The following is a 21,261-nucleotide window of genomic DNA, read 5'->3' on the forward strand; positions in this document are numbered from 1 at the left end:
CGGTGCTAATCCAGAAATGGGCTTAGCGTTTTTGTTCAAGCAGTTGCGAGTCGGTGAACAGGCCAACGCGCAAATCCTTAGCTTCATAGATGAGCTTGCCATCGGCCTTCACCCAACCGTCAGCAATGCCGAGGGTGAGCTTGGACTTCAGAACCCGCTTCAAATCGATACCATACTCTACCAGCTTGACGTCATCGGTCACCTGACCGGTGAACTTGATCTCGCCGCCAAGAGCACGGCCTTTACCCGGCTGACCGAGCCAGCTCAGGAAAAAGCCAGTCATCTGCCAAATTGCGTCAAGGCCAAGGCAGCCCGGCATAACCGGGTCACCAATGAAGTGGCACTTGAAGAACCAGAGGTCTGGGTTCACATCGAGCTCAGCGCGCACCATGCCCTTGCCATAGGCGCCGCCATCCTCGGAAATTTCGGTGATGCGATTAAACATCAGCATTGGCGGCGCAGGTAGGCGCGCATCGCCCTGACCGGGCAGTTCACCGCGGCCATGGGCCAGCAATTCTTCATAATTAAATGCGTGTTGCCGGTCGGCCATCAGCACGTCCCCACTAAAATTCAAGCCTTGTCTCGTATAGGGGCTCCCCCGGAGGGTCAAGCCAGCCGGTAGGCTTACTCAGTAACCTTGTACGGGCCAGAGCTTGTCTCCGCAGCCGTCCGGCACTATAAAGAAGGCTGGATTTCCGGATGCAAGAAGACGACTAGTTCTCGCCACATGCACGATAGCAGCCTAGCCGCTCGGCCTCAATCGCACAGACCATGTTTGACAGCAGTTCTGCGAATGGCAGGATTGCGCCCTACGCGACAGCGTGTAGCGCTGGCTGAACTCCTGTTTAATGGACCACACCGGCACGTTAGCGCCGAGCAACTGCATGACGAGGCGGCCACTGCCAGCGTCGATGTATCGCTCGCGACAATCTACAACACGTTGCATCAGTTTCATGAAGCAGGCTTGCTGCGTGAAGTCGCGATTGATGCCTCCCGGTCCTATTTCGATACCGACACCTCAGATCACCACCATTTTTACGTGGAAGACGAGCAACGGATGATCGATATCCCTGCTGATTCGGTGATCTTCAAGTCGCTACCTGCGGCGCCTGAAGGCATGGAAGTGGCGCACGTTGATGTCGTCATCCGCGTCCGCAAAGCGATCTAACGAGCAGCACAGGGCGATCCTGTGATGAACCATTACAACCCCGTGGCGTTGCCAAGGGGTTCTTTTTTGCCCTTCTGAGCAACTGTGACTTTTGCCAAGAGGGTGGTAAAAGAGACGCGATATAAACAGCGGCAAGGATGGCTTATGGCTGACAAGGTCAATCTCAAAGCCTATTTCGACCGAATCGGATTTGCTGGATCGATCGCCCCCACTCTGGCGACACTTGAGGCGCTTCATGCGCTCCATCCAGCGGTCATTCCCTTTGAGAACCTCAGTCCATTGCTCGGTGTGCCTGTCGCGCTAGACCAGCTAAGCCTCGAGAAAAAGCTGCTGATTGATCGGCGCGGTGGGTATTGCTTCGAGCACAATACGCTTTTGCAGCGTGTTTTAACCGATCTCGACTACACGGTCCGGCCGTTGCTGGCGCGCGTGGTCTGGACGGATGAAACTGGAAGGGATCGGCCTCCGACCCATATGCTGCTGCTGGTTGAAATTTCTGGCCAAAGCTACATTGCCGATGTGGGCTTTGGTGGGTTGTCGTTGTCTGCGCCCTTGCGGTTACGAGCTGATGTCGACCAGCAGACCCCTCATGAAGTGCTCAAGCTGATCCAATCGGATGGACAGTGGACGCTGCTTGTTAAAATCAATGATGACTATAAGCCGGTTTATGTCTTCACCACCGAAACGGTGAACGACGAGACCATTGCGGCGATCAACCATGAGATCGCGCTTGGCGACGGCAGCCCATTTACAACACAGCTGCGCGTCGCCCTCGCTCCGCCCGGGAAACGCCTGAAACTGCACAATACAAGCTATGCCGAGCAGGGTTTGGGCGAGGCGCCGGTAAAAACCGAACTCACCGCCTGGCAGGATATCAAGCAGGTCCTGACTGCCGATTTTGGTTTGGTTCTGCCCGAGCCCGATCTCATTGACCCCATTCTGGCTCGGTTTGCACCACCAAGACCGGTTGTAGAACCAGTGACAAGCGAAGCCTAACGATGGCGCCGGTCGTTGTTGCTCAAGAGGCACTGCGAGAGTTCGTGAGCTTTCAGGAGTTCTACGACTGGCTGGCGAACCACAACGATCGTGACGCAGAAATATGGATTCGGATTTTCAAAAAATCCTCAGGTCGCGCCACAATTAGCCCAGTAGAGGCGATAGATGCGGTTCTCTGCTGGGGATGGATTGATGCGATTAAGAAGAGCTGGGACGATGTCTCCTACGTGCAGCGCTATTGCCCGCGCCGAAAGAAATCAGTGTGGAGTCAGGTCAATCGAGACAATGTCGCGCGGTTAAGTGCGGCGGGGCTGATGACACCATACGGCCTCGCTCACGTGGAGACCGCAAAAGCGGACGGTCGCTGGGACGCGGCTTATGCGACGACACAAGAGGCTCCCGACGATCTCCTTGCTGCAATTGCCGCCAATCAATCGTCACAACGACAATATGATATTCTCACCGCCCACAACCGCTTCGCTCTGATCTATCGCACAAATGGGGCTAAGACGGCCGCGACGCGCCAGAAGCGGATAGCGCAATTTGTCGAGATGCTGGCGCGCGGCGAAACGATCTATCCGCAAAAAGCGCGATTGGCTGAGACATGAGTGTCTGGGTGGGATTGCTGCATGGCGTCAATGTCGGCAAGCGCCAGATGAAAATGGTGGAACTGAAAGCGGCGCTTGAGAGGGCCGGATTTGACGAGGTGCGAACCATATTGGCGAGCGGCAATTTCTGCGCTCGATACGACGGGAGCGAGGGTGAAGTGAAAGCGAGAGCAGAGGCAGCGCTGGCTGCTGCTTTCGAGTTTCCGGTTCTCGTTGTCGTTCGCACCCGTCACGAGCTTGAGGCCTTGCGCGCGAGCGCGCCGTTCGAGTCGATTGACCCCACTGCAGACCTTACCCGGCATGTTGTTTTCTTCGACGCGCCGCTGCCGTCTGAGGTGAGGGTCGAAAGCAGGCCGCGCGATACCGAAATCTTGCGCATTACCGACCGTGAGATCATCATTGCGGCTTATCGCCAGCCCAATGGGCGCTATACAGAGAATGTTGAAGCGGTTCTCAAGCCGCTCTACCGGGCCCTGGGAGACACCAGGCTCAGCACCATGCGCAACTGGAACACTATAGAAAAGCTGCTCACGTGATTACTGTTTTTGGTTCTACCAATCTCGACCAAGTCGGCACTGTGACCCGTCTGCCCAAGCCCGGTGAAACTGTGGCCGGTGGTACCTTCTCCATGGCTCCAGGCGGAAAAGGCGCGAACCAGGCTTTGGCCGCTCGTCGCGCTGGTGCAGATGTGCTGCATGTCTCGGCGGTCGGCGACGACGCCTTTGCAGGCATGGCCCTTGAGCTATTGGAAAAGGGCGGCGTTGACCTGTCGCAGCTGCGTAAGGCGCAAGCGGCGACCGGCATCGCTATGATCTTTGTCGACGCGGATGGCGAGAACGTCATCGCTGTCCTGCCCGGTGCCAATGGCACAGTCAGCCCAGCGGATGCCGACACAGGGCTGGCTAGGCTCTCGGCCAACGACACTCTTCTCGTGCAGCAAGAAGTGCCTCAGGCAGCGACCCGGCGTGCGCTTGAAATTGCCCGCGAAAAAGGTGTGCGCAGCGTGCTCAACACCGCGCCATTCCTCGAAGACACAGTGGGGCTCGCCCCGCTTGCCGATATCGTTGTGGCCAATGAAACTGAGTTTTCTCTGCTCTCGGGTCGTCCGATTGAAGAGTTGGATGCCGCAATGGCCGAATGGGCTGACAAGACTGGCAAGACCATTGTTGTCACCCTGGGGCCTGACGGTGCGCGTGCGAATGGGCCAGAAGGCGTCATTTCGGTTGCAGCTCATAAGGTGACCCCTGTCGATACCGTTGGCGCCGGTGATACCTTCTGTGGCTATCTTGCGGCAGCACTCGACGCAGGTTTTTCGCTCAAGGACGCGATGGCGCGGGCAGCAATTGCCGGCTCGCTTGCCTGCCTCAAGGCTGGTGCCCAGCCTGCCATCCCAACCAAGGCAGATGTCGAAGACATTCTGGGCGCTTAACAGTTGTGCCTCAGATGCCTTATTGATCCCCGCGCGAGCGGGGCTTTTTATTTTTAAGGATCACATTTGCGGCATGGTGCAGGTCTGCTCCTTCGCCGCGTAATGGCGCAGCCAATAAAAAAGCGGGCCCGAGGACCCGCTTTTCAAAACTCGTATAAGTCGGTGCGACTTATTTTGGTGCCAACACCATGACCATCTGACGGCCTTCGGCACGTGGCTGAGATTCAACCTTAGCAACAGCTTCAGTCTGTTCTTTGACCTTGATGAGCAAGGCCATGCCCAGATCTTGGTGTGCCATTTCACGACCACGGAAACGCATCGTGACTTTCACGCGGTCGCCGTCTTCGAGGAAGCGCTGCACAGCCTTCATCTTGGTGTTGTAGTCGTGGTCATCGATGTTCGGACGCATCTGAACTTCTTTGACTTCAATAACCTTCTGCTTCTTGCGCGCTTCCGCTGCCTTCTTTTGGGCGGCGTACTTGTAGCGGCCAAGATCAAGCATCTTGGCGACCGGCGGCTGCGAATTAGCGGCGATCAGAACTAGGTCAAGGCCAGCTTCCTGCGCTTCGGCGAGCGCTTCGCGGGTGCGGACGATGCCACGATTCTGGCCTTCCGCATCAATGAGCTGAACGTCGGGGCTAGTGATGTCCTCGTTTGCAAGCGGCCCATCTTTCTGGGGCGCAACGGGTCTCATTGGACGGCGAATGGCAAGCGTTCCTTGTGCTATTATTAGGAAGGGCTGAAATCGGCCCTAAAATCGTGCTAGCTGCGTCATAAGTCAACAGCCGAAGCAGTTGATTTATGCGCTCAATGGCATGAAATCCATTGCTGCTCTATCACAAAATCGACCAAGTCACGCATGAGTTCCTTAAACAAACGCATTATTACCCTTGGTAACGGCTCTGAAGCCCGAGAAATCGCCTCATTGCAGCGCGACGGACACGGCCCCGGGCTATTTTGGATTAATGGTTTTCGATCCGTTATGACCGGCGACAAGGCAACAGCCTTGGATGCGTTTGGGGCAGAAAAGGGTCTTTCGGTCACTCGGTTTGACCACGCTGGGATTGGCGACTCGCCCGGTGACTTTAACGCGGGAACCATCAGTCGCTGGCTGGAAGAGGCCGAGGCGGCGTTCTCCACGACGACAGGACCGCAGATTGTTGTCGGCTCGTCCATGGGCGGTTGGTTGGCGCTGCTGCTCGCGCGCAAACGCCTCGTTGAAGGCAAGCCTCTAAAGGGCCTCGTTTTGATCGCTCCTGCGGTGGACGCCACGGAAGTGTTGATCCCGGCGCGGCTCAACCCAGAAGAGCGCGCGTTGATTCTCACTCAAGGCTATTATGACCGGGTCAGCGCCTATGGAGACGGCAGCTGTCGCTATACGCGAGAACTGCTCGAAGACGGGCGTAATCATTTGCTCTTGGGCAAGGTGATCGAGACGGGGTGTCGGGTGCATATTCTGCAAGGCGGTTTAGACACAGACGTGCCGCGGCAGCATGTCGAAAAACTACTGACCCATATTCTGCATGACCCGGTGACGTTCTCTTTGATCCCCGATGGCGACCATCGCTTATCGCGGCCGCAGGATCTTGCGCTGCTGCGCGCGGCGCTAGAGCCCATGATTGCCTCTTAAAGGGCAATCTCGGTAAACCGCGCGTCCTTGGCGTCATAGAGCATCAGCCGACCGATCAGCGACGTGCCAACACCGCTGACGAGCTTAATGGCCTCCATGGCCATCAGCGTACCGATGACGCCCGTCACCGGACCCAAAATGCCATTGGCCTCGCAGGAGGGGAGGGTGTCGTCGTTTGCCTCATCGGCAAAGACGTCGCTGTGCTTGGGGCCGCCCAGATGAGGTGCAAAGACGGTGAGTTGACCTGAAAAACTCGAGACGGCACCAGAGACGAGCGGCTTTTGCAATATTTCGCAGGCGTCTGCCACGGCGCGGCGTGTGGCGAGGTTGTCCGTGCCATCAAGCACGATGTCATAGGGCGTGAGGAAGCGCTGCGCGGTTTCAGCCGTGAGCATTTCGGCAAAAAGCTCGAGTGCGACATGCTCATTGAGTGACAGGGCAAAGCGGCCAGCGCTTTCGGCCTTATTGATTCCAATACGAGCAGTGCTGTGCACGATCTGCCGCTGCAAATTGCTCAGCGAAACAGTGTCGGCGTCGAAAATCCCCAAGCGGCCAATGCCTGCGGCCGCGAGATAGGCAATGGCTGGGCTGCCAAGGCCGCCCGCGCCAATAATCGCTATGCTTGCGCCCTTGAGCGCTTGCTGCCCTTGCCCGCCAAAATCTTTGAGCACAAGATGACGCGCGTAGCGCTTAGTCTCGTCAGCAGAAAGATGGGGCGGGGTGTGGGGCGTCATTTAAGCCGTGCCGGTCGATCCAAAGCCGCCTGCGCCACGCACGGTCTCGTCGAGATCGGTCACGACCTCAAAGCGAGGCTGCACCACAGGGGCAATCACCATCTGTGCAATGCGTTCGCCGCGCGTGATGGTGAAGGGCACATCGCTGGTATTGAGCAGGATCACCATAACCTCGCCGCGATAATCAGCGTCGATCGTGCCTGGAGAGTTGAGGACTGTGAGACCATGCTTGGCCGCGAGACCCGAACGCGGGCGGACCTGCGCCTCATAGCCTGCGGGAATGGCCATGGCAAAACCGCAGGGAATGATGGCGCGCCTGCCGGGCAAAAGCTCGACAGGCTCAGTTTCACCAACCGCAGCTCGCATGTCCGCCCCAGCCGCTAAAGCCGACTGATAAGCCGGGAGGGCAAGGCCCTCGCCATGGGGGAGGAGTTTAAAGCGAACGGTCAGGTCTTGTGTCACGGAGTGCGTACCAGTGCGTAGTATTCTTCAGGGAACTCGGTGTCGCCCGCGAGGAGCTTGGCGAACTCGAGTTCGAGGGAAACCGAGGTCTTGTCGTCAGACACGGTCATATTGGTGTCGAGGATCTCTTCGCCAATAATGGTGAAGGTGATGGCATGGCCTTCGAACATAGCGACCATCATCGCCTTGGTGTCCGCATCCATTTCTTCCTCAGCACCCAGCTGGGCGTTGAGTGCAGACATCGGCATAGAGACGCGGACGGTGCCATCGTCCTGAGCGGCGAAGTGAATGCCACCTTCTTCTTCGTTTTGCGCGTTTAGCTCATCGAGCGTGCCGTGCATCATTTCAACGCAAACAGCGCTGCCATCGGCGTTTTCAGTCAAATCGCCTTCAGCGCAGAAGGACTCGCTGAATTCGCCCATGGCGTCGTCGCCGTCGGCTGGCGCTTCGGCCTCGGCGGCCTTGATCATGCCGTAGAAGTCCGCACCCATAGTCGTCGTGGTCATCACATGGGCGGTTTCGCTATCCATGAACGACACTTCTACGTCGGCGTCCATGCAGCCAGCCAAGCCAGCGCCAAGCAGCAGGACCGCGGCGAATTTGCCAACAATGTTCGAAGTCATGGGTATCCCCCCATATTGAAATTAGCGGGCAAATTATTGTGGGCGCGCATTTTGCGCAAGACGATGCGCCGCCAAGCCAATTTCTTAGTTTATGAAGTGGCCAATCAGCACAAGAATAAGAATGAACCCACCCATTTGTAGCCCGAGCGAGAGCGCTTGCGAGAGAGGGTTGTGCGGGCGATTGAGGAAGGCGCGGTGCTCTTCCAGCGTCGCTTCAGCTTGCGCGATCAAATTGGGCACACGCCCCGCCGCTTCATAAGCGCGGGTGAAGTGACCATAGAGATCTTCTAAGCGCCCGATCGGGCCTTGTTCACGGCGCAACCATTCGCCAACCACAGGCTCGGCCACGGTCCAGATATCGAGCTCTGGATCAAGTGTACGAGCGACCCCTTCGACCAGCACCATCGACTTTTGCAGCAGCACCAGCTCCGGCCGCGTCTGCATTTGGAAGAGGTCGGTGATGGTGAAAAGCTGGCCGAGGACACGTGCCATGGAAATGTTCTCGGCAGTGCGCCCGTGCAGCGGCTCGCCGATGGAGCGAATGGCAAGAGTGAAATCATCCACCGATTGGCTCGGTGGAACATAGCCAATGTCGAAATGGCGCTGCGCTACGAGACGATAGTCGCGGGTGATGAAGCCATAAAGAATATCGGCCAGGAAGCGACGCTCGCGCATCGACAGGCGTCCCATAATGCCGAAGTCGACAGCGATGACATCGCCGCTCTTTGGGTCGGCAAACAGATTGCCCGGATGCATGTCGGCATGGAAGAAGCCGTCACGAATAGCGTGGCGCAAGAACGACTGCAGCACGTTGGAGGCGAGTTTTTTGCGGTCGATGCCAGCGGCGTCTATCGCCGCGTGATCGCGAATGGGAATGCCGTCGACCCAGGTGGTGGTCAGCACATTTTGCGCGACATGGTCCCATTGTACGTCCGGGATTTGGAAGCCAGCGTCGTCTTTAATGTTCTCGGCCATTTCCGAGATGGCCGCAGCCTCAAGGCGCAGGTCCAGCTCAAGGCGCATCGAATGGTCGAGTGTTTTGACCACTTCTGTCGGGCGTAGACGTCTGCTCTTGGAGGAGAAAGTCTCAGCAAGGCGCGCACCGGCGTAGAGTGCGTCAGTGTCGGCATGAAAACGCTCAGAGACGCCGGGGCGGAGCATTTTGACGGCGACAGTTTTGGGCAGTTCACCGGGTTCGACGAGCTTTGCCCTATGCACCTGCGCAATCGAGGCCGCAGCAATGGGGCCGCTCATTTCGGTCAGTTGGTTGGCCTTGGAGCCGAGCGCATCAGACAAAATGCCGGGCACCAGCTTTTCGTCAAAAGCCGGCATGCGGTCCTGCAATCCGGAAAGTTCGGCCGCCGCCTGTGCGCCGACAATGTCAGGACGCGTTGCTAGAGTCTGACCAAACTTCACAAAGCTGGGGCCCAGCTTGTGGAGTGCCGCGTTGAGACGCTCGACGCTCCCCGTTTTGCGCACAGAGGGACGCTCGACGATGCGCCCCATGCGAATCCCCAGCTTCATAATTGGCGGCAACGATTCGCTTGGGAGCACCGATAGGGCGCCTTCGCGCGCCAGAACCCAGCCAGCGTTGAGCAGACGGAAATACGACGTCAAAGCCATGCTTAGAGTTTCCACCCGGAGAAGAGGGTGGCGATATTGCCTGTCATAGAGGTGTGCTTGACGCGTTTGAACTCTGCTTGGGTCATCATCGCTTCAAAAGCGGGCGGGTTCGGGAACTTCCGAATCGATTCGATGAAATACTGGTAGGGCTGCGCGTCGCCCGTGACGAGCTTGCCCATCGGCGGAATGACCGTGTCGGAATAGAATTTGTAGACCGCGTCAAAGCCCGGGACATCCACTTGGCTAAATTCGAGCACCAAAAGGCGTCCGCCACGCTTCAAAACGCGATGGGCTTCGTCGAGTGCCCGCTGGATACGCGGCACATTGCGAATGCCAAAAGCGATTGTATAGGCGTCAAAGCTATTGCTCTCGAAGGGCAGCTCTTCGGCATTGGCCTCAACAAAGCTCACCTGATCGGGATAACGCCACGTTTTGGCACGCTCAGCGCCGACGCGCAGCATGTCCGAATTAATGTCAGAAACAACGACAGAAGCGTGGCCGAGCGATGAATTGATGATGCGCTCGCCAATGTCGCCTGTGCCGCCCGCCATATCGAGCACACGATAGGGGCGCGAGCCGGACTTGGGCGGCGCCAATTCGGCGACCATAGCGCTTTTCCAGAGGCGGTGGACGCCGACACTCATCAGATCATTCATCAAATCGTAGCGGTCCGCTACGTCATGGAACACTTTGTTGACGAGGCCCTGCTTTTCTTCCAGCGGGACTGTCTGCTCGCCAAAATGTGTGGTTTCGCGTGGCTCTGTCATGGCTTGGCCTCGATAGTCGGTTTTGCGCGCACCATATATAAAGCCCAACAAAATGCCCATGCCTGTTCGGCAAGAGGGTGAAGGAGTTCAGAGACGATGCCGGAATTGCCAGAGGTAGAGACTGTTCGCAGGGGCTTGGAGCCTTGGCTGACGGGCGCGCGCTTTGAGGCCGTCACGCTCAACCGCCCGAACCTGCGCTTTCCCTTTCCGGTCAGTCTGAAAGAACAGCTCGAAGGGTCGAGGGTGCTCAATGTTGGGCGGCGCGCAAAATACCTTCTTATTGCGCTCTCAAACGGCCAGACCTTGCTGAGCCATTTGGGCATGACCGGGTCATGGCGCTTTGCCGAACATGGAATCGATAAGCCTCCGCGCTATTACGAACCGGGCACAGAACCCAAGCATGATCACTTTGTCGCAGAGATCTCTCATCCCGAGCATGGATCGAGCCATCTCATTTATGCAGACCCGCGGAGGTTCGGCTTTCTCGATCTCTTTGAGACCGGCGCCGACAATGCCTATCTTTTGGGAATCGGTCCCGAGCCTTTAGGCAATGATTTCAATGCTGAAGCATTAGCCAAAGGCTTTTTCGGTAAAAAAGCTCCAGTCAAAGCCGCGCTGCTCGATCAACGAGTCGTGGCGGGCCTGGGTAACATCTATGTGGCGGAAGCCCTTTACCGCGCTCATATCTTGCCAACTGTTGAGGCGAGATCTTTGGTGACACCCAAAGGAAAGCCCAAAAAAGCACTAGAGGATCTCACCATTGCTGTCCGTCAGGTGTTGACGGAAGCGATCCATTCCGGGGGCTCGACCTTGCAGGATTTCCGCAATGCTGAAGGTGGAACTGGCTATTTCCAGCATAATTTTGCCGTCTACGATCGCGAAGGGGAGCCCTGCCGGAGCGCCAATTGTGCGGGTCAAGTTCAACGCATTGTGCAATCAGGGCGCTCGACTTTTTTCTGCCCTTCGTGCCAGAAGAGCCATTAGCGCATTTGGTATGCGGCAGAGCAGCTCTCAGGGTTTGAATCCAGTTGACGCTCCACTGCCAATCCCCTATAGCACCCCGAACTTGGCGGCATCTTGCTGCCGCATTCATTTTTCCCGGTGGGCCGGACGCGAGCAATTCGCGCTGAGTTTGCCGGCTGGACGATCAAGAGGACCGACATGGCCAATACGCCGTCAGCCAAGAAGGCGACCCGCAAGATTGCTGCTCGCACCGCGATCAACAAGTCGCGTCGCAGCCGCGTACGTACCTTCATCCGTAAGGTTGAAGAAGCAATCACCGCTGGTGATCACGCAGTAGCATTTGCCGCTCTCAAGGTTGCGGAACCAGAAATCAATCGCGCTGCGACCAAGGGCATCGTTCATGCCAACTTGGCAGCTCGTAAGGTTTCCCGCCTGAACAGCCGCGTTAAGGCTCTCGCAGTCTAAGACGCGAGGCTCCGCGGCGCCACTCGGCAGACGCGGGACGTCAGAAAATTGGGCTCCTTAGGGAGCCCTTTTTGTTGGTGAGTCCCGGGAACGCTTTTCTGTCATCAATCTGTAATGTGTCGATCTACGGACACGACTGCACGATCCGGAACGGATCGGGCACAGGCTGTTTTATTCCTTTAGGGCAGCGGGTTGATGCGGTTAGGGGTTGCGCAGAGAATGCTGCGGCAAAGCGACTTTCAGAGCTAGGCCGAATAAATTTTTCACCTTTATCGTTCAGCTAAGGTTTGGAATCTGCTTTGAGTCACAAGCCCTTGCTGAGAGGGGCTTTTGAGAGGCGGGTGACGTGAAAAAATGAGGTTCGGAGTCAAGCCCCTATTTCAACGATTCACGTGTTGCGGCATGAAAACCGTCACTCTAATGTACCTTGGTCAGCGGGAGAAAACGGAACCTGAATACAGGAGCCGACCCAAAGATAAGCCCAGTTTGGGTGAGGGTTTGGGGTGGTACTTTTGACGGCCTCGTCAGAAGGAATGCCAGAGTTAGATTGTTTTGGCGGCAGCGTAGCGTAACGCCGTCGGGTCATTCGAGGTTGGCAGAGCGTAGACCTTCGGCCGGGTAGGCCGGATCAATAAAAGGTCAATAGGATAACGGCGACTTCTGTCGGCCGGGGATTTGATTTGTGCCCGAATTCGGGCGCAACGGCGAAGCATTGCGTCTGGCGGAAAGCTGGAGCGATGTGAATTTGAACACTACTGCCGGGCTTTGCGGATCCGGCAGAACAACCATGGGGTCACGACCAATGATGCGACAGGCGACCGCGGGCAGGGATGACTTGGCTTTAGCTAGCGACCCCTCCTCTACTATTTTGAACAAAGGCGGCGATTCTGTTATGTCGGGCACCCAAGACTCTTCCGAAAATCAGCGCGAACTTTGGGTTCGTGTGCGTGCCCGTCTGAAGGCATCTGTCGGTGAAGACGTCTTTACCTCCTGGTTTGCGCGTCTCGAACTTGAAGAAATCGTCGAAGATCTGGTCCACTTGAGCGCGCCGACGCGTTTCTTGTGCTCGTGGGTTCAGTCCAATTATTCGGATCGTATCGTTGAGGCTTTCCGCAATGATCTGCCTGATGTTGCCCGCATCCAGGTGACCATGCGCGTCAATGGTCAGGTCAAGCGCATCATGCCTGTCGTTGAAGCGCCTGCTCCAGAAGCGCCAGTGCTGGAAATCGCCCACAGCTCAAGCGCTGCCGCATCGCCTTCGGCATCCGCTGCTGCCCAGCCGCGTCTTGTGCCGCAGAGCACAGCAAAGAATGGTGACGCCCTTTCGGGGAGCGCGATCGATCCGCGCATGACCTTCGAGACGTTTGTCTCAGGCGAAGCCAATGACATGGCCTTCGGTGTGGCCAAGCAGATTGCCAACGCTGCGATCAACAATACCGTAACCTTCAATCCGGTGTTTATTCATTCCTCGGTCGGTCTGGGTAAATCGCACCTTCTCAATGCAATTGCGCATGCTGTTTCAGAAGCCGATCCGTCCAAGAACATCGTCTATCTGACCGCAGACCACTTCATGTACCACTTCATTACTGCCGTTCAGCGCCAGTCCGCGCTCGGCTTTAAGGAATGGTTGCGCCGTGTTGATCTGTTGCTGATCGATGACATGCAGTTCCTGCAGGGCAAGTCGGCGACCGAGTTCGGTCACACGTTGGGCACTCTGCTCACCGGCGCCAAGCAGGTTGTTGTGGCGGCCGACAGCCCGCCGCGCGATCTCGAGATGCTTGATGATCGCGTTAAGTCGCGTCTGTCGGGCGGCTTGGTCGTTCCAATCCAGAATTTTGATGTCGAGCTGCGCCGCGCCATCGTTCAGCGTCGTGCTGATCAGGTCAATTCGCGCTTTGGCATGCAGTTCCCAACGGCGGTCATCGACTACATCGCACGCGCTGTGAATAGCCATGGTCGTGACCTCGATGGCGCCGTGAACCGTCTCGTGGCTGCAAATCAGCTGACCGGTGAGTTGATCACCGTACCGCTGGCCGAAAAGACTCTCGCCGATCTCATTCGTGCTCGTGATGCCAAGCGCGTCCGTATCGAAGACATTCTCAAGATCGTCTCGCGCCACTACAAGGTGCCACGTAACGAGCTTTTGTCTGCCCGTCGTTCGCGTGACGTTGTGCGTCCGCGCCAGATCGCCATGTTCTTGGCCAAGGCGCTCACCCAGCGTTCGCTGCCTGAAATCGGCCGGCGCTTCGGCGGTCGCGATCACACCACCGTTCTTCACTCGGTTCGTAAGGTCGAGCAGATGATCAAGGACGATGTGGAATTGGGTCAGGAAATCGAGCTCTTGAAGCGCATGCTTGAGGAATAAGCCTCCTCGTCTGACACGCAATCAAAAGGCGGCCCTAGGGTCGCCTTTTTTCGTAAATGTGGGTTGTGGATGGCGGGAAAATGAAGCCCTGATCCACAGCTTGCAGAGGAGTGGTCTTGCCAATTTGCGGCGAAACTGTAAACGTCCCAGACCCGGCCATCGGCCGGTGTTTGCAGCAGCGTACCGCCAGGATTAGCCGGATATGAAAGTTACCCTCGAACGCAATCACCTGCTCAAGTCGCTGAGCCATGTGCATCGGGTGGTCGAGCGCCGTAATACCTACCCCATCTTGGCCAACGTGCTATTCAAGGCCAGTGAAGACCACATCGAGTTGCGCGCGACCGACCTTGATATCGAGGTCACCGAAAGCGTGCCTGCCATGGTCTCGACCCCAGGGTCGACCACCGTTCCGGCTCACACCCTTTATGAAATCGTGCGCAAGCTCGCCGATGGTTCAGAAGTGAAGCTCGAAACCGACGGTGGGGACAATATGGTCCTGACCTCTGGTCGTTCGCGCTTTAACTTGGCGTGTCTTTCGCCTGACAGCTTCCCCGATCTCAAGTCGGGCACATTCGCGCATGAATTCGAAATCGCAGCGTCTTCGCTGCGTGAATTGATCGAACGCACACAGTTTGCGATCTCAAACGAAGAAACCCGTTATTATCTCAACGGCATCTACTTCCATGCCATTGAAAACTCGGCGACCGGCAGCCTCTTCCGCGCCGTTGCGACGGACGGTCACCGTATGGCCCGTGCTGAAATCCCAGCGCCAAATGGCGCCGAAGGCATGAGCGGCATTATCGTCCCGAAGAAGACCGTTGGCGAAGTTCAAAAACTTCTCGATGGCGTTGATGGTGACATCCACGTTGAAGTGTCGGACACCAAGATCCGCTTCACGGTCGGTCCTGTGGTGCTGCTCTCCAAGCTCATCGAAGGCACCTTCCCGGATTACGATCGCGTTACGCCCAAGAACAACGACAAGCTGATGACCGTTGATAAGGCGGGCTTCGCGACTGCAGTTGACCGTGTGTCGACCATTGCTTCGGATCGCGGCGGTAAGGCTGTAAAGCTTCAGGCCTCTAATGGCCTTCTCGAACTCACTGTGACCAATCCGGATCACGGAACAGCAAGCGAAGAAGTGGCGGTTGAGTTCGACGTCGAAGGTTTTGAGATTGGCTTCAATGCCCGTTACCTTCTCGACATCATCACCCAGATCCGCTCTGAAAGCGCAGAGTTCTTGTTTAACGATGCGAACTCGCCAACGCTGGTGAAGGAAGAGGGCGAAGCCAATGCGCTTTATGTCCTCATGCCGATGCGCGTCTAAGAGGCTTCTGCGCTAAAGCCTATATCTTGACTAACAGGACCTCTCCCGTCGGGGGAGGTCTTCCGATTCAAAGGCCTAGTGGGAAAGGGGCTAGAATTTGATCCGCCATCTTTCTCGTATTCGCCTTACCGCCTTCCGGAATTATGCGAGCGCCGCGCTCGACATTGATGAGCGCCATGTCGTGCTCACAGGCGCAAACGGCTCGGGTAAAACCAATCTATTGGAAGCGGTGTCTGTTTTATCACCCGGTCGCGGATTGCGCGGGGCCAGCTTTGACACGCTCCAGGGTTACGGATCGGATCTGCCGTGGGCCGTCGCCGCGACAATTGAGACCGAGCTGGGTCCCACAGATATCGGCACTGGCGCCTTGGCCGACGGCGGTCGTCGCGTGCGGATCAATGGGGCCAATGCGCGATCCATTGAGGCCATGAGTGACTATATGCGCGTGCTCTGGCTCACCCCGGCCATGGATGGGCTTTTCTCGGGGCCCGCAGGCGAACGGCGGCGGTTTCTCGATCGCTTGGTCACGACACTCATCCCTTCCCACTCCTCCGCTGTAACTGACTTTGAAAAAGCCATGCGGCAACGCAATAAGCTGCTTGAAGAGGGCGGGGACGCGCGTTGGCTTTCGGCGGTCGAGGCGCAGATGGCTCAATTCGGCGCATCGGTCTATCTCAATCGGGCCGACAGCCTACAGCATCTTCAGGCGCTGATCGTCGAAAGTGTTGAAGAGGGCAGTTTCCCGGCAGCACTGTTGTCGCTGACGCCCTTGTTTGACGATGTGGCTGTGCCTGAGACGTCTGCTGATCTTGAAGGTCTGCTGGCGCAACGCTGGCATGATTTGCGGGGGCTTGATCGTGCTGCAGGACGCACCACATCAGGACCGCATAGGGTGGATCTCGATGTCGTCCACAGCCAAAAGGCGATGCCCGCTGCATTGGGCTCAACAGGGGAGCAAAAGGCGCTCCTGATCGGGCTCATTTTGGCTCACGCCCGTTTGGTGCGACTGCGCACCGGGATTGTCCCTTTCCTGCTTCTTGACGAAATTGCCGCCCATCTCGACCCAGATCGGCGCCGGGCCCTTTTTGCAGCCCTTGATGGGCTCGAAACGCAGTGTTTTTTGACGGGTACAGACCCTATTCTCTTCGAGGCGCTCGAAGATCGGGCACAAAGAATTACCGTGCGTGATGGGCGCTTGAGCCTTCATTCGCACTAAGCCGCGCGAGGGTGCGGCAATACCGGGCTCAATCCCCGGTCAAACACCGTCAAAGTGCCAATTTCCTTGGGGTTTGCGCCCCTTTGGGCTAGTACTAAAGATATCTGAAATCGAGCGATTCGGACCTCATGAGCGATAGCGAAAACCCGACCCCGAATGAGTATGGTGCCGACAGCATTCGCGTGCTGAAAGGCCTCGACGCGGTGCGTAAACGCCCCGGCATGTACATCGGGGACACGGACGACGGTTCTGGCCTGCACCACATGGTCTATGAGGTGGTCGATAACGCCATCGACGAAGCTCTGGCCGGGCACGCCGACCTTGTGACGGTAACGCTGAACGCAGACGGTTCTTGCACCGTGACCGACAATGGTCGTGGTATTCCTGTGGGCATCCATAAGGAAGAAGGCGTTTCGGCGGCCGAAGTGATCATGACCCAGCTGCACGCTGGCGGTAAGTTCGACCAGAACTCCTACAAGGTTTCCGGTGGCTTGCACGGCGTGGGCGTGTCGGTGGTGAACGCGCTGTCCGTCTTCCTGAAGCTGCGTATTCGTCGCGATGGTCAGATCCACGAGATGAGCTTCACCCATGGTGACGCCAACGAGCCGTTGGCGGTCGTGGGCGAATATGAAGGTCGCTCGGGCACTGAAGTCACCTTCTTGCCAAGCACCGACACCTTCACCATGGTGGAGTTTGATTACAAGACGCTGGAGCATCGCCTGCGCGAGCTCGCGTTCTTGAATTCTGGCGTTCGCATCAATTTGGCGGACAATCGTCCGTCCGAGCCGATCACCACCGAGCTTTTCTACGAAGGTGGTCTTGAGGCCTTCGTGTCCTATCTCGATAAGGGTAAGACGCCCGGCATCGACAAGCCCATCTACATGATCTCGGAAAAAGACGGGATCACAGTGGAAGTGGCGCTGCAGTGGAACGACAGCTACCACGAAAACGTGCTGTGTTTCACCAATAACATCCCCCAGCGCGATGGCGGCACCCACCTTGCAGGTCTGCGCGGTGCGCTGACCCGTCAGGTGACGGGCTATGCCGAAAGCTCTGGCATCACCAAGAAGGAAAAGGTCAATCTCACTGGTGATGACACCCGTGAAGGCTTGACCTGCGTTCTTTCGGTGAAAGTGCCAGATCCCAAGTTCTCGTCCCAGACCAAGGACAAGCTGGTTTCTTCCGAAGTTCGCCCGGTCGTTGAAAACATCGTCAACGAGAAGCTCGGCCAATGGTTTGAAGAGCACCCGGCGGAAGCCAAAGCCATCGTCATGAAGGTGGTGGAAGCGGCGTCGGCGCGTGAAGCGGCGCGCAAGGCACGCGAGTTGACCCGTCGTAAGGGCGCGCTCGAAATTTCCTCGCTCCCCGGCAAGCTTGCAGACTGCCAGGAACGCGACCCGACAAAGTCTGAAATCTTCATCGTGGAAGGTGACTCCGCGGGTGGTTCGGCCAAGCAGGGGCGTGATCGCTCCAATCAGGCTGTGCTTCCCCTGCGTGGTAAAATCCTCAACGTCGAACGCGCACGCTTTGACCGTATGATCTCGTCCGATCAGGTCGGCACGCTCATCACGGCGCTGGGCACCGGTATTGGTCGCGAAGAGTTTGATCCTGATAAGCTGCGCTATCACAAGATCATCATCATGACCGACGCGGACGTCGACGGCGCGCATATTCGCACCCTGTTGTTGACCTTCTTCTACCGCCAGACCCCAGCTCTGCTGGAACGTGGTCATATCTATATCGCGCAGCCGCCGCTCTATAAGGCAACCCGTGGCCGTTCCGAGCTTTACCTCAAGAACGAACGCGCGCTTGAAGATTACCTGCTTGAAAATGGTATTGAAGACGCTGTCTTTAACACCCGCAACGGCTCAAGCCATGCTGGCGCTGACCTGCTTTCCATTCTGCAGCAGGCCCGTGACATCACCCACGCCATCAACAATCTGAACCTGCGATACAACCGTAGTCTGGTTGAGCAGGCCGCAATTGTTGGCGGTTTGGATATGGAAGGGCTGACAGAACCTGCAAAGATGCAGGAGACGCTGACCCGCGTATCAAACCGTCTGGATCGCATTTCGGACGAGCTTGAGCGCGGTTGGACGGGTGCGGTCAATGACGAGGACGCCCTTGTCTTCTCGCGCACTGTTCGCGGCGTGACCGAGAACCATGCGATTGACCGGGCGCTGCTTCAGTCCGCCGATGCGCGCAAGCTGCGCCAGATGGCCGAGCGTCTCGATGATCTCTACGGCGGCGTTCCGACCCTGACGCGTAAGGGCGATACCATTCCCGTCTATGGTCCCGGTTCGCTGTTTAAGGCTGTCACGGACTTTGGCCGTAAGGGCCTGTCGCTGCAGCGTTATAAAGGTCTTGGCGAGATGAACGCCGAGCAGCTATGGGAAACGACGCTCGATCCAAATGCTCGTACTCTCTTGCGCGTTCAGCTCAATGAAACGGCCGGTGAGGCCGATCAGATTTTCACTCAGTTGATGGGTGACCTGGTTGAACCTCGCCGTGAATTTATTCAGGAAAACGCACTGAACGTTTCTAACCTGGACGTGTAAGGCCGGGGATAAGTTTGACGATAAAAGCGGCTCCTTCGGGGGCCGCTTTTTTGTTTTGGGCGAGCCGAAATTGTTCAGGAAATCGAACATCACTGTTCCCTGCGCGGGGGTTATCTCGGGGGCCGACAGCGCCTAGATTGGCTGTCAATGTTGCGTCATAGCGCTGAAAGGTTTGCCATGAAAAAGATTGGCTTTTTGTCCTTTGGACATTGGAGTGCTGCACCCAATTCCCAAGCGCGAAGCGCTTCGGACGTTTTGCTGCAGTCGATTGATTTAGCTGTTGCCGCAGAAGAACTTGGCGCTGATGGCGCGTATTTCCGCGTGCACCATTTTGCCCGCCAACTGGCTTCGCCTTTCCCCCTTTTGGCCGCGATCGGCGCGAAAACCAAAAAGATCGAAATCGGCACGGCCGTTATCGATATGCGCTATGAGAACCCGCTCTATATGGCGGAGGACGCTGGCGCAGCCGATCTCATTGCCGGTGGACGTTTGCAGCTTGGTATTAGCCGCGGCTCGCCGGAGCAGGTGATCGATGGCTATCGCTATTTCGGCTACAACCCGGAAGAAGGAAAGACCGATCAGGACATGGCGCGCCAAAACGCCGAGATCTTCTGGGAGGTGTTGAAGGGGCGCGGGTTCGCGCAGCCTAACCCACGGCCGATGTTCCCTAATCCTCCGGGTCTCCTGCGTCTCGAGCCACATTCTGAAGGTCTTCGTGACCGAATTTGGTGGGGTGCAGCGAGTGACGCGACGGCGATTTGGGCTGCGCAGCTTGGCATGAATTTGCAGTCTTCGACGCTCAAATTTGATGAGAGCGGCAAGCCCTTCCATGTTCAGCAAGCCGAGCAAATTCGGGCCTATCGGGCTGCATGGAAGGAAGCGGGACATGAGCGGGAGCCGCGTGTTTCTGTGAGCCGTTCGATCTTTGCGATCACCTCTGACGAGGACCGAGCCTACTTTGGGGCAGGTCAGCGTGAGGAAGATCAGTTCGGCTATATTGAGCCAGAAAAACGCGCTGTGTTTGGGCGCGGGTATACTGGCGCGCCGGAGCGGATTATTGAGGAGCTGCGGCAGGATGAGGCGATTACTGAAGCGGACACCCTGCTCATCACGGTGCCGAACCAATTGGGCGTCGACTATAATGCTCACGTGATCGAGAACATTCTCAAGCACGTGGCCCCGGCGCTAGGCTGGCGCTAACAGAATAAAGCCGACCTCTCGATTTTCGACTGGTCGGCTTTTTTACGGCGGAGAATTGCCAGCTTGTCTGCCCTGTACGTGCCGTGTTCAGTGGCGCTATGGAGCACCTGTTGAAAGACAGCCGGTTGATCATCAAGCGGCTTGAACACGATGGTTTTGTGTTGATTTCGGTGCGCGGGTCCCATCACAAATTTAAGCATCCAATGACCGGAAAACTCGTTATTGTAACGCATCCTAGGCGGGACATTCCGACGGGAACGGCGCGTTCGATTTATCGACAGGCGGGTTGGTTAGATGACAACAGCTAGTGCTCACTATGTGGTTCTGATCCACAAGGACGAGGGCTCGGGTTATGGTGCGTCATTTCCCGATGTCCCCGGCGTAACTGCTGTTGCTTCGACCTTGGACGAAGCTGTCGCCGAAGCTGCCGCCGTGCTGGAGTTCGCATTTGATGACTGGGATGGCGACTTGCCCAAACCACGCGATCTCGATGCCTTGCGGGCCGATCCTGCCTTTCGATTAGCGTCGCAAGATGCCGTCGTGGCGCTGGTTAAACCGTCTGCGCAATACTACGCCGCAGCGGAGTAGCCCGCTATGGCATTTTATGGGCAGAGTGCTGGCATTTATTGGCCTCCCAATAGGCATCTACGCGCGAAAAAGAGCCTGAGGCCAAAAATTCTACCTGCGCAGCGAAGGCCATAGCGCGGCATTCGTCTGGTCCGGCGACGACGTGAACAAGCTCATGTAAAATGGTGAGGGTGCGTAACCCATCGGAGCCTTGCCGCGAAAACTGCGGGCAGAGGGTTAGCGTGATTGTACCATCGCGCGGCGGGGTGGTGACAAATGCCGCAAACTTACCGCAGAGGCCGCTGGTGTCGGGCTGATCGAAAATGATGAGCTCGACGGTTTTGCCCCAATAGGGTGAGGTAAAACGGCGGTGCTCGAGGGCGTCGCTATAGGCGCGCAGATCGATGTCGAAGGCAGCGCCGTTCAGTGCGGGCGCAGCAGAGCGAAAATAAGCTTTCGCATCGTCGAGCGCGCGGCCAATAGGGTCTGCTTGCGTTGGGACAACGCAGGAGAACACGGCGAAAAGAACCGAAAGCCAAAGACGCATTTGGTTGTTCTCGCCG

23 protein-coding genes are annotated in these 21,261 nt (G+C 57.1%); 15 read left to right on the forward strand and 8 right to left on the reverse strand.

Features of this window, described 5'->3' with window-relative positions; genetic code table 11:
• Positions 1-22: 22 nt before the first annotated feature.
• Entirely contained in the window at positions 23-550 is a 528-nt protein-coding gene (gene fabA / locus JHC09_RS05635) for a 3-hydroxyacyl-[acyl-carrier-protein] dehydratase FabA (protein ID WP_169194294.1), read from the reverse strand.
• Positions 551-727: 177 nt separating this feature from the next.
• Between fabA and irrA the strand changes: the two genes are divergently transcribed.
• The 5 genes from irrA (at position 728) to JHC09_RS05660 (ending at position 4,201) form a co-directional block, all read left to right on the forward strand.
• Positions 728-1,168 (forward strand): iron response transcriptional regulator IrrA, encoded by a 441-nt coding sequence (gene irrA, locus JHC09_RS05640; protein ID WP_169194293.1) that lies wholly within the window; start codon positions 728-730, stop codon positions 1,166-1,168.
• A gap of 144 nt (positions 1,169-1,312) precedes the next feature.
• A complete protein-coding gene (locus JHC09_RS05645; protein ID WP_199531150.1) occupies positions 1,313-2,164 on the forward strand; it encodes an arylamine N-acetyltransferase in 852 nt (283 codons plus the stop codon).
• Between the two features lie 2 nt (positions 2,165-2,166).
• Entirely contained in the window at positions 2,167-2,772 is a 606-nt protein-coding gene (locus JHC09_RS05650; protein ID WP_199531151.1) for a YdeI/OmpD-associated family protein, read from the forward strand.
• Positions 2,769-3,308, forward strand: coding sequence for a DUF1697 domain-containing protein (locus JHC09_RS05655; protein WP_199531152.1), 540 nt, complete (start codon positions 2,769-2,771; stop codon positions 3,306-3,308). Before JHC09_RS05650 ends, JHC09_RS05655 begins: the two co-directional genes overlap by 4 nt.
• Positions 3,305-4,201: a ribokinase gene (locus JHC09_RS05660; RefSeq protein ID WP_199531153.1), complete on the forward strand. Its 897-nt coding sequence runs from the start codon at positions 3,305-3,307 to the stop codon at positions 4,199-4,201. The genes JHC09_RS05655 and JHC09_RS05660 overlap by 4 nt, the downstream gene beginning before the upstream one ends.
• 169 nt (positions 4,202-4,370) lie before the next feature.
• On the opposite strand, the gene infC is transcribed toward JHC09_RS05660, so the two are convergent.
• A complete protein-coding gene (gene infC, locus JHC09_RS05665; RefSeq protein WP_182396073.1) occupies positions 4,371-4,907 on the reverse strand; it encodes a translation initiation factor IF-3 in 537 nt (178 codons plus the stop codon).
• 153 nt (positions 4,908-5,060) lie between these two features.
• Here infC and JHC09_RS05670 point away from each other — a divergent pair, with 153 nt between their 5' ends.
• Entirely contained in the window at positions 5,061-5,831 is a 771-nt protein-coding gene (locus JHC09_RS05670) for an alpha/beta hydrolase (RefSeq protein ID WP_199531154.1), read from the forward strand.
• Here JHC09_RS05670 and JHC09_RS05675 read toward each other — a convergent pair.
• From JHC09_RS05675 to ubiE, 5 genes are all read right to left on the reverse strand, one after another.
• Positions 5,828-6,565 carry a HesA/MoeB/ThiF family protein gene (locus tag JHC09_RS05675; RefSeq protein WP_199531155.1) on the reverse strand — a complete coding sequence of 246 codons (738 nt, stop codon included), beginning with the start codon at positions 6,563-6,565 and terminating at the stop codon, positions 5,828-5,830. The genes JHC09_RS05670 and JHC09_RS05675 overlap by 4 nt on opposite strands.
• Positions 6,566-7,027: a dUTP diphosphatase gene (dut, locus tag JHC09_RS05680; RefSeq protein WP_199531156.1), complete on the reverse strand. Its 462-nt coding sequence runs from the start codon at positions 7,025-7,027 to the stop codon at positions 6,566-6,568.
• Entirely contained in the window at positions 7,024-7,650 is a 627-nt protein-coding gene (locus JHC09_RS05685; protein WP_199531157.1) for a hypothetical protein, read from the reverse strand. The genes dut and JHC09_RS05685 overlap by 4 nt, the downstream gene beginning before the upstream one ends.
• A gap of 84 nt (positions 7,651-7,734) precedes the next feature.
• A complete protein-coding gene (gene ubiB, locus JHC09_RS05690; protein WP_199531158.1) occupies positions 7,735-9,273 on the reverse strand; it encodes a 2-polyprenylphenol 6-hydroxylase in 1,539 nt (512 codons plus the stop codon).
• Positions 9,274-9,275: 2 nt separating this feature from the next.
• A complete protein-coding gene (gene ubiE / locus JHC09_RS05695; RefSeq protein WP_199531159.1) occupies positions 9,276-10,040 on the reverse strand; it encodes a bifunctional demethylmenaquinone methyltransferase/2-methoxy-6-polyprenyl-1,4-benzoquinol methylase UbiE in 765 nt (254 codons plus the stop codon).
• A gap of 96 nt (positions 10,041-10,136) precedes the next feature.
• On the opposite strand from ubiE, the gene mutM reads away from it, so the two are divergent.
• The 9 genes from mutM to JHC09_RS05740 all read left to right on the forward strand — a co-directional run bounded on the left by mutM (position 10,137) and on the right by JHC09_RS05740 (position 20,719).
• Positions 10,137-11,024 (forward strand): bifunctional DNA-formamidopyrimidine glycosylase/DNA-(apurinic or apyrimidinic site) lyase, encoded by an 888-nt coding sequence (mutM, locus tag JHC09_RS05700; RefSeq protein ID WP_199531160.1) that lies wholly within the window; start codon positions 10,137-10,139, stop codon positions 11,022-11,024.
• 177 nt (positions 11,025-11,201) lie between these two features.
• Positions 11,202-11,468, forward strand: coding sequence for a 30S ribosomal protein S20 (rpsT, locus tag JHC09_RS05705; RefSeq protein WP_169194280.1), 267 nt, complete (start codon positions 11,202-11,204; stop codon positions 11,466-11,468).
• Between the two features lie 892 nt (positions 11,469-12,360).
• Positions 12,361-13,833, forward strand: a complete 1,473-nt coding sequence (gene dnaA / locus JHC09_RS05710; RefSeq protein WP_169194279.1) for a chromosomal replication initiator protein DnaA — start codon at positions 12,361-12,363, stop codon at positions 13,831-13,833.
• A gap of 202 nt (positions 13,834-14,035) precedes the next feature.
• Positions 14,036-15,157 carry a DNA polymerase III subunit beta gene (gene dnaN / locus JHC09_RS05715; RefSeq protein WP_199531161.1) on the forward strand — a complete coding sequence of 374 codons (1,122 nt, stop codon included), beginning with the start codon at positions 14,036-14,038 and terminating at the stop codon, positions 15,155-15,157.
• Positions 15,158-15,254: 97 nt separating this feature from the next.
• Entirely contained in the window at positions 15,255-16,373 is a 1,119-nt protein-coding gene (recF, locus tag JHC09_RS05720; RefSeq protein WP_199531162.1) for a DNA replication/repair protein RecF, read from the forward strand.
• Between the two features lie 128 nt (positions 16,374-16,501).
• On the forward strand, positions 16,502-18,931 hold the full coding sequence (gene gyrB / locus JHC09_RS05725; RefSeq protein ID WP_182394634.1) for a DNA topoisomerase (ATP-hydrolyzing) subunit B: 2,430 nt from the start codon (positions 16,502-16,504) through the stop codon (positions 18,929-18,931).
• 177 nt (positions 18,932-19,108) lie between these two features.
• Positions 19,109-20,131 carry an LLM class flavin-dependent oxidoreductase gene (locus JHC09_RS05730; RefSeq protein WP_199531163.1) on the forward strand — a complete coding sequence of 341 codons (1,023 nt, stop codon included), beginning with the start codon at positions 19,109-19,111 and terminating at the stop codon, positions 20,129-20,131.
• 107 nt (positions 20,132-20,238) lie between these two features.
• Positions 20,239-20,439: a type II toxin-antitoxin system HicA family toxin gene (locus tag JHC09_RS05735; RefSeq protein WP_199531240.1), complete on the forward strand. Its 201-nt coding sequence runs from the start codon at positions 20,239-20,241 to the stop codon at positions 20,437-20,439.
• The gene (locus JHC09_RS05740; RefSeq protein WP_199531164.1) at positions 20,426-20,719 is read left to right on the forward strand and encodes a type II toxin-antitoxin system HicB family antitoxin; all 294 of its coding nucleotides are present in this window, start codon (positions 20,426-20,428) and stop codon (positions 20,717-20,719) included. Before JHC09_RS05735 ends, JHC09_RS05740 begins: the two co-directional genes overlap by 14 nt.
• 4 nt (positions 20,720-20,723) lie before the next feature.
• Here JHC09_RS05740 and JHC09_RS05745 read toward each other — a convergent pair whose 3' ends face one another.
• The gene (locus JHC09_RS05745) at positions 20,724-21,245 is read right to left on the reverse strand and encodes a hypothetical protein (protein WP_199531165.1); all 522 of its coding nucleotides are present in this window, start codon (positions 21,243-21,245) and stop codon (positions 20,724-20,726) included.
• Positions 21,246-21,261: the final 16 nt, after the last annotated feature.

Source organism: Devosia sp. MC532 (assembly GCF_016461625.1).
In the GTDB taxonomy this organism is placed as follows: Bacteria; Pseudomonadota; Alphaproteobacteria; order Rhizobiales; family Devosiaceae; genus Devosia.

What these genes read in the sequence shown, in the direction of transcription:
- fabA (WP_169194294.1), bottom strand. Translation starts at nt 550, where the DNA reads ATGGCCGACCGGCAACACGCATTTAATTATGAAGAATTGCTGGCCCAT.
- irrA (WP_169194293.1), top strand. Translation starts at nt 728, where the DNA reads ATGCACGATAGCAGCCTAGCCGCTCGGCCTCAATCGCACAGACCATGT.
- JHC09_RS05645 (WP_199531150.1), top strand. Translation starts at nt 1,313, where the DNA reads ATGGCTGACAAGGTCAATCTCAAAGCCTATTTCGACCGAATCGGATTT.
- JHC09_RS05650 (WP_199531151.1), top strand. Translation starts at nt 2,167, where the DNA reads ATGGCGCCGGTCGTTGTTGCTCAAGAGGCACTGCGAGAGTTCGTGAGC.
- JHC09_RS05655 (WP_199531152.1), top strand. Translation starts at nt 2,769, where the DNA reads ATGAGTGTCTGGGTGGGATTGCTGCATGGCGTCAATGTCGGCAAGCGC.
- JHC09_RS05670 (WP_199531154.1), top strand. Translation starts at nt 5,061, where the DNA reads ATGAGTTCCTTAAACAAACGCATTATTACCCTTGGTAACGGCTCTGAA.
- JHC09_RS05675 (WP_199531155.1), bottom strand. Translation starts at nt 6,565, where the DNA reads ATGACGCCCCACACCCCGCCCCATCTTTCTGCTGACGAGACTAAGCGC.
- JHC09_RS05685 (WP_199531157.1), bottom strand. Translation starts at nt 7,650, where the DNA reads ATGACTTCGAACATTGTTGGCAAATTCGCCGCGGTCCTGCTGCTTGGC.
- ubiB (WP_199531158.1), bottom strand. Translation starts at nt 9,273, where the DNA reads ATGGCTTTGACGTCGTATTTCCGTCTGCTCAACGCTGGCTGGGTTCTG.
- ubiE (WP_199531159.1), bottom strand. Translation starts at nt 10,040, where the DNA reads ATGACAGAGCCACGCGAAACCACACATTTTGGCGAGCAGACAGTCCCG.
- mutM (WP_199531160.1), top strand. Translation starts at nt 10,137, where the DNA reads ATGCCGGAATTGCCAGAGGTAGAGACTGTTCGCAGGGGCTTGGAGCCT.
- rpsT (WP_169194280.1), top strand. Translation starts at nt 11,202, where the DNA reads ATGGCCAATACGCCGTCAGCCAAGAAGGCGACCCGCAAGATTGCTGCT.
- dnaA (WP_169194279.1), top strand. Translation starts at nt 12,361, where the DNA reads ATGTCGGGCACCCAAGACTCTTCCGAAAATCAGCGCGAACTTTGGGTT.
- dnaN (WP_199531161.1), top strand. Translation starts at nt 14,036, where the DNA reads ATGAAAGTTACCCTCGAACGCAATCACCTGCTCAAGTCGCTGAGCCAT.
- gyrB (WP_182394634.1), top strand. Translation starts at nt 16,502, where the DNA reads ATGAGCGATAGCGAAAACCCGACCCCGAATGAGTATGGTGCCGACAGC.
- JHC09_RS05730 (WP_199531163.1), top strand. Translation starts at nt 19,109, where the DNA reads ATGAAAAAGATTGGCTTTTTGTCCTTTGGACATTGGAGTGCTGCACCC.
- JHC09_RS05740 (WP_199531164.1), top strand. Translation starts at nt 20,426, where the DNA reads ATGACAACAGCTAGTGCTCACTATGTGGTTCTGATCCACAAGGACGAG.
- JHC09_RS05745 (WP_199531165.1), bottom strand. Translation starts at nt 21,245, where the DNA reads ATGCGTCTTTGGCTTTCGGTTCTTTTCGCCGTGTTCTCCTGCGTTGTC.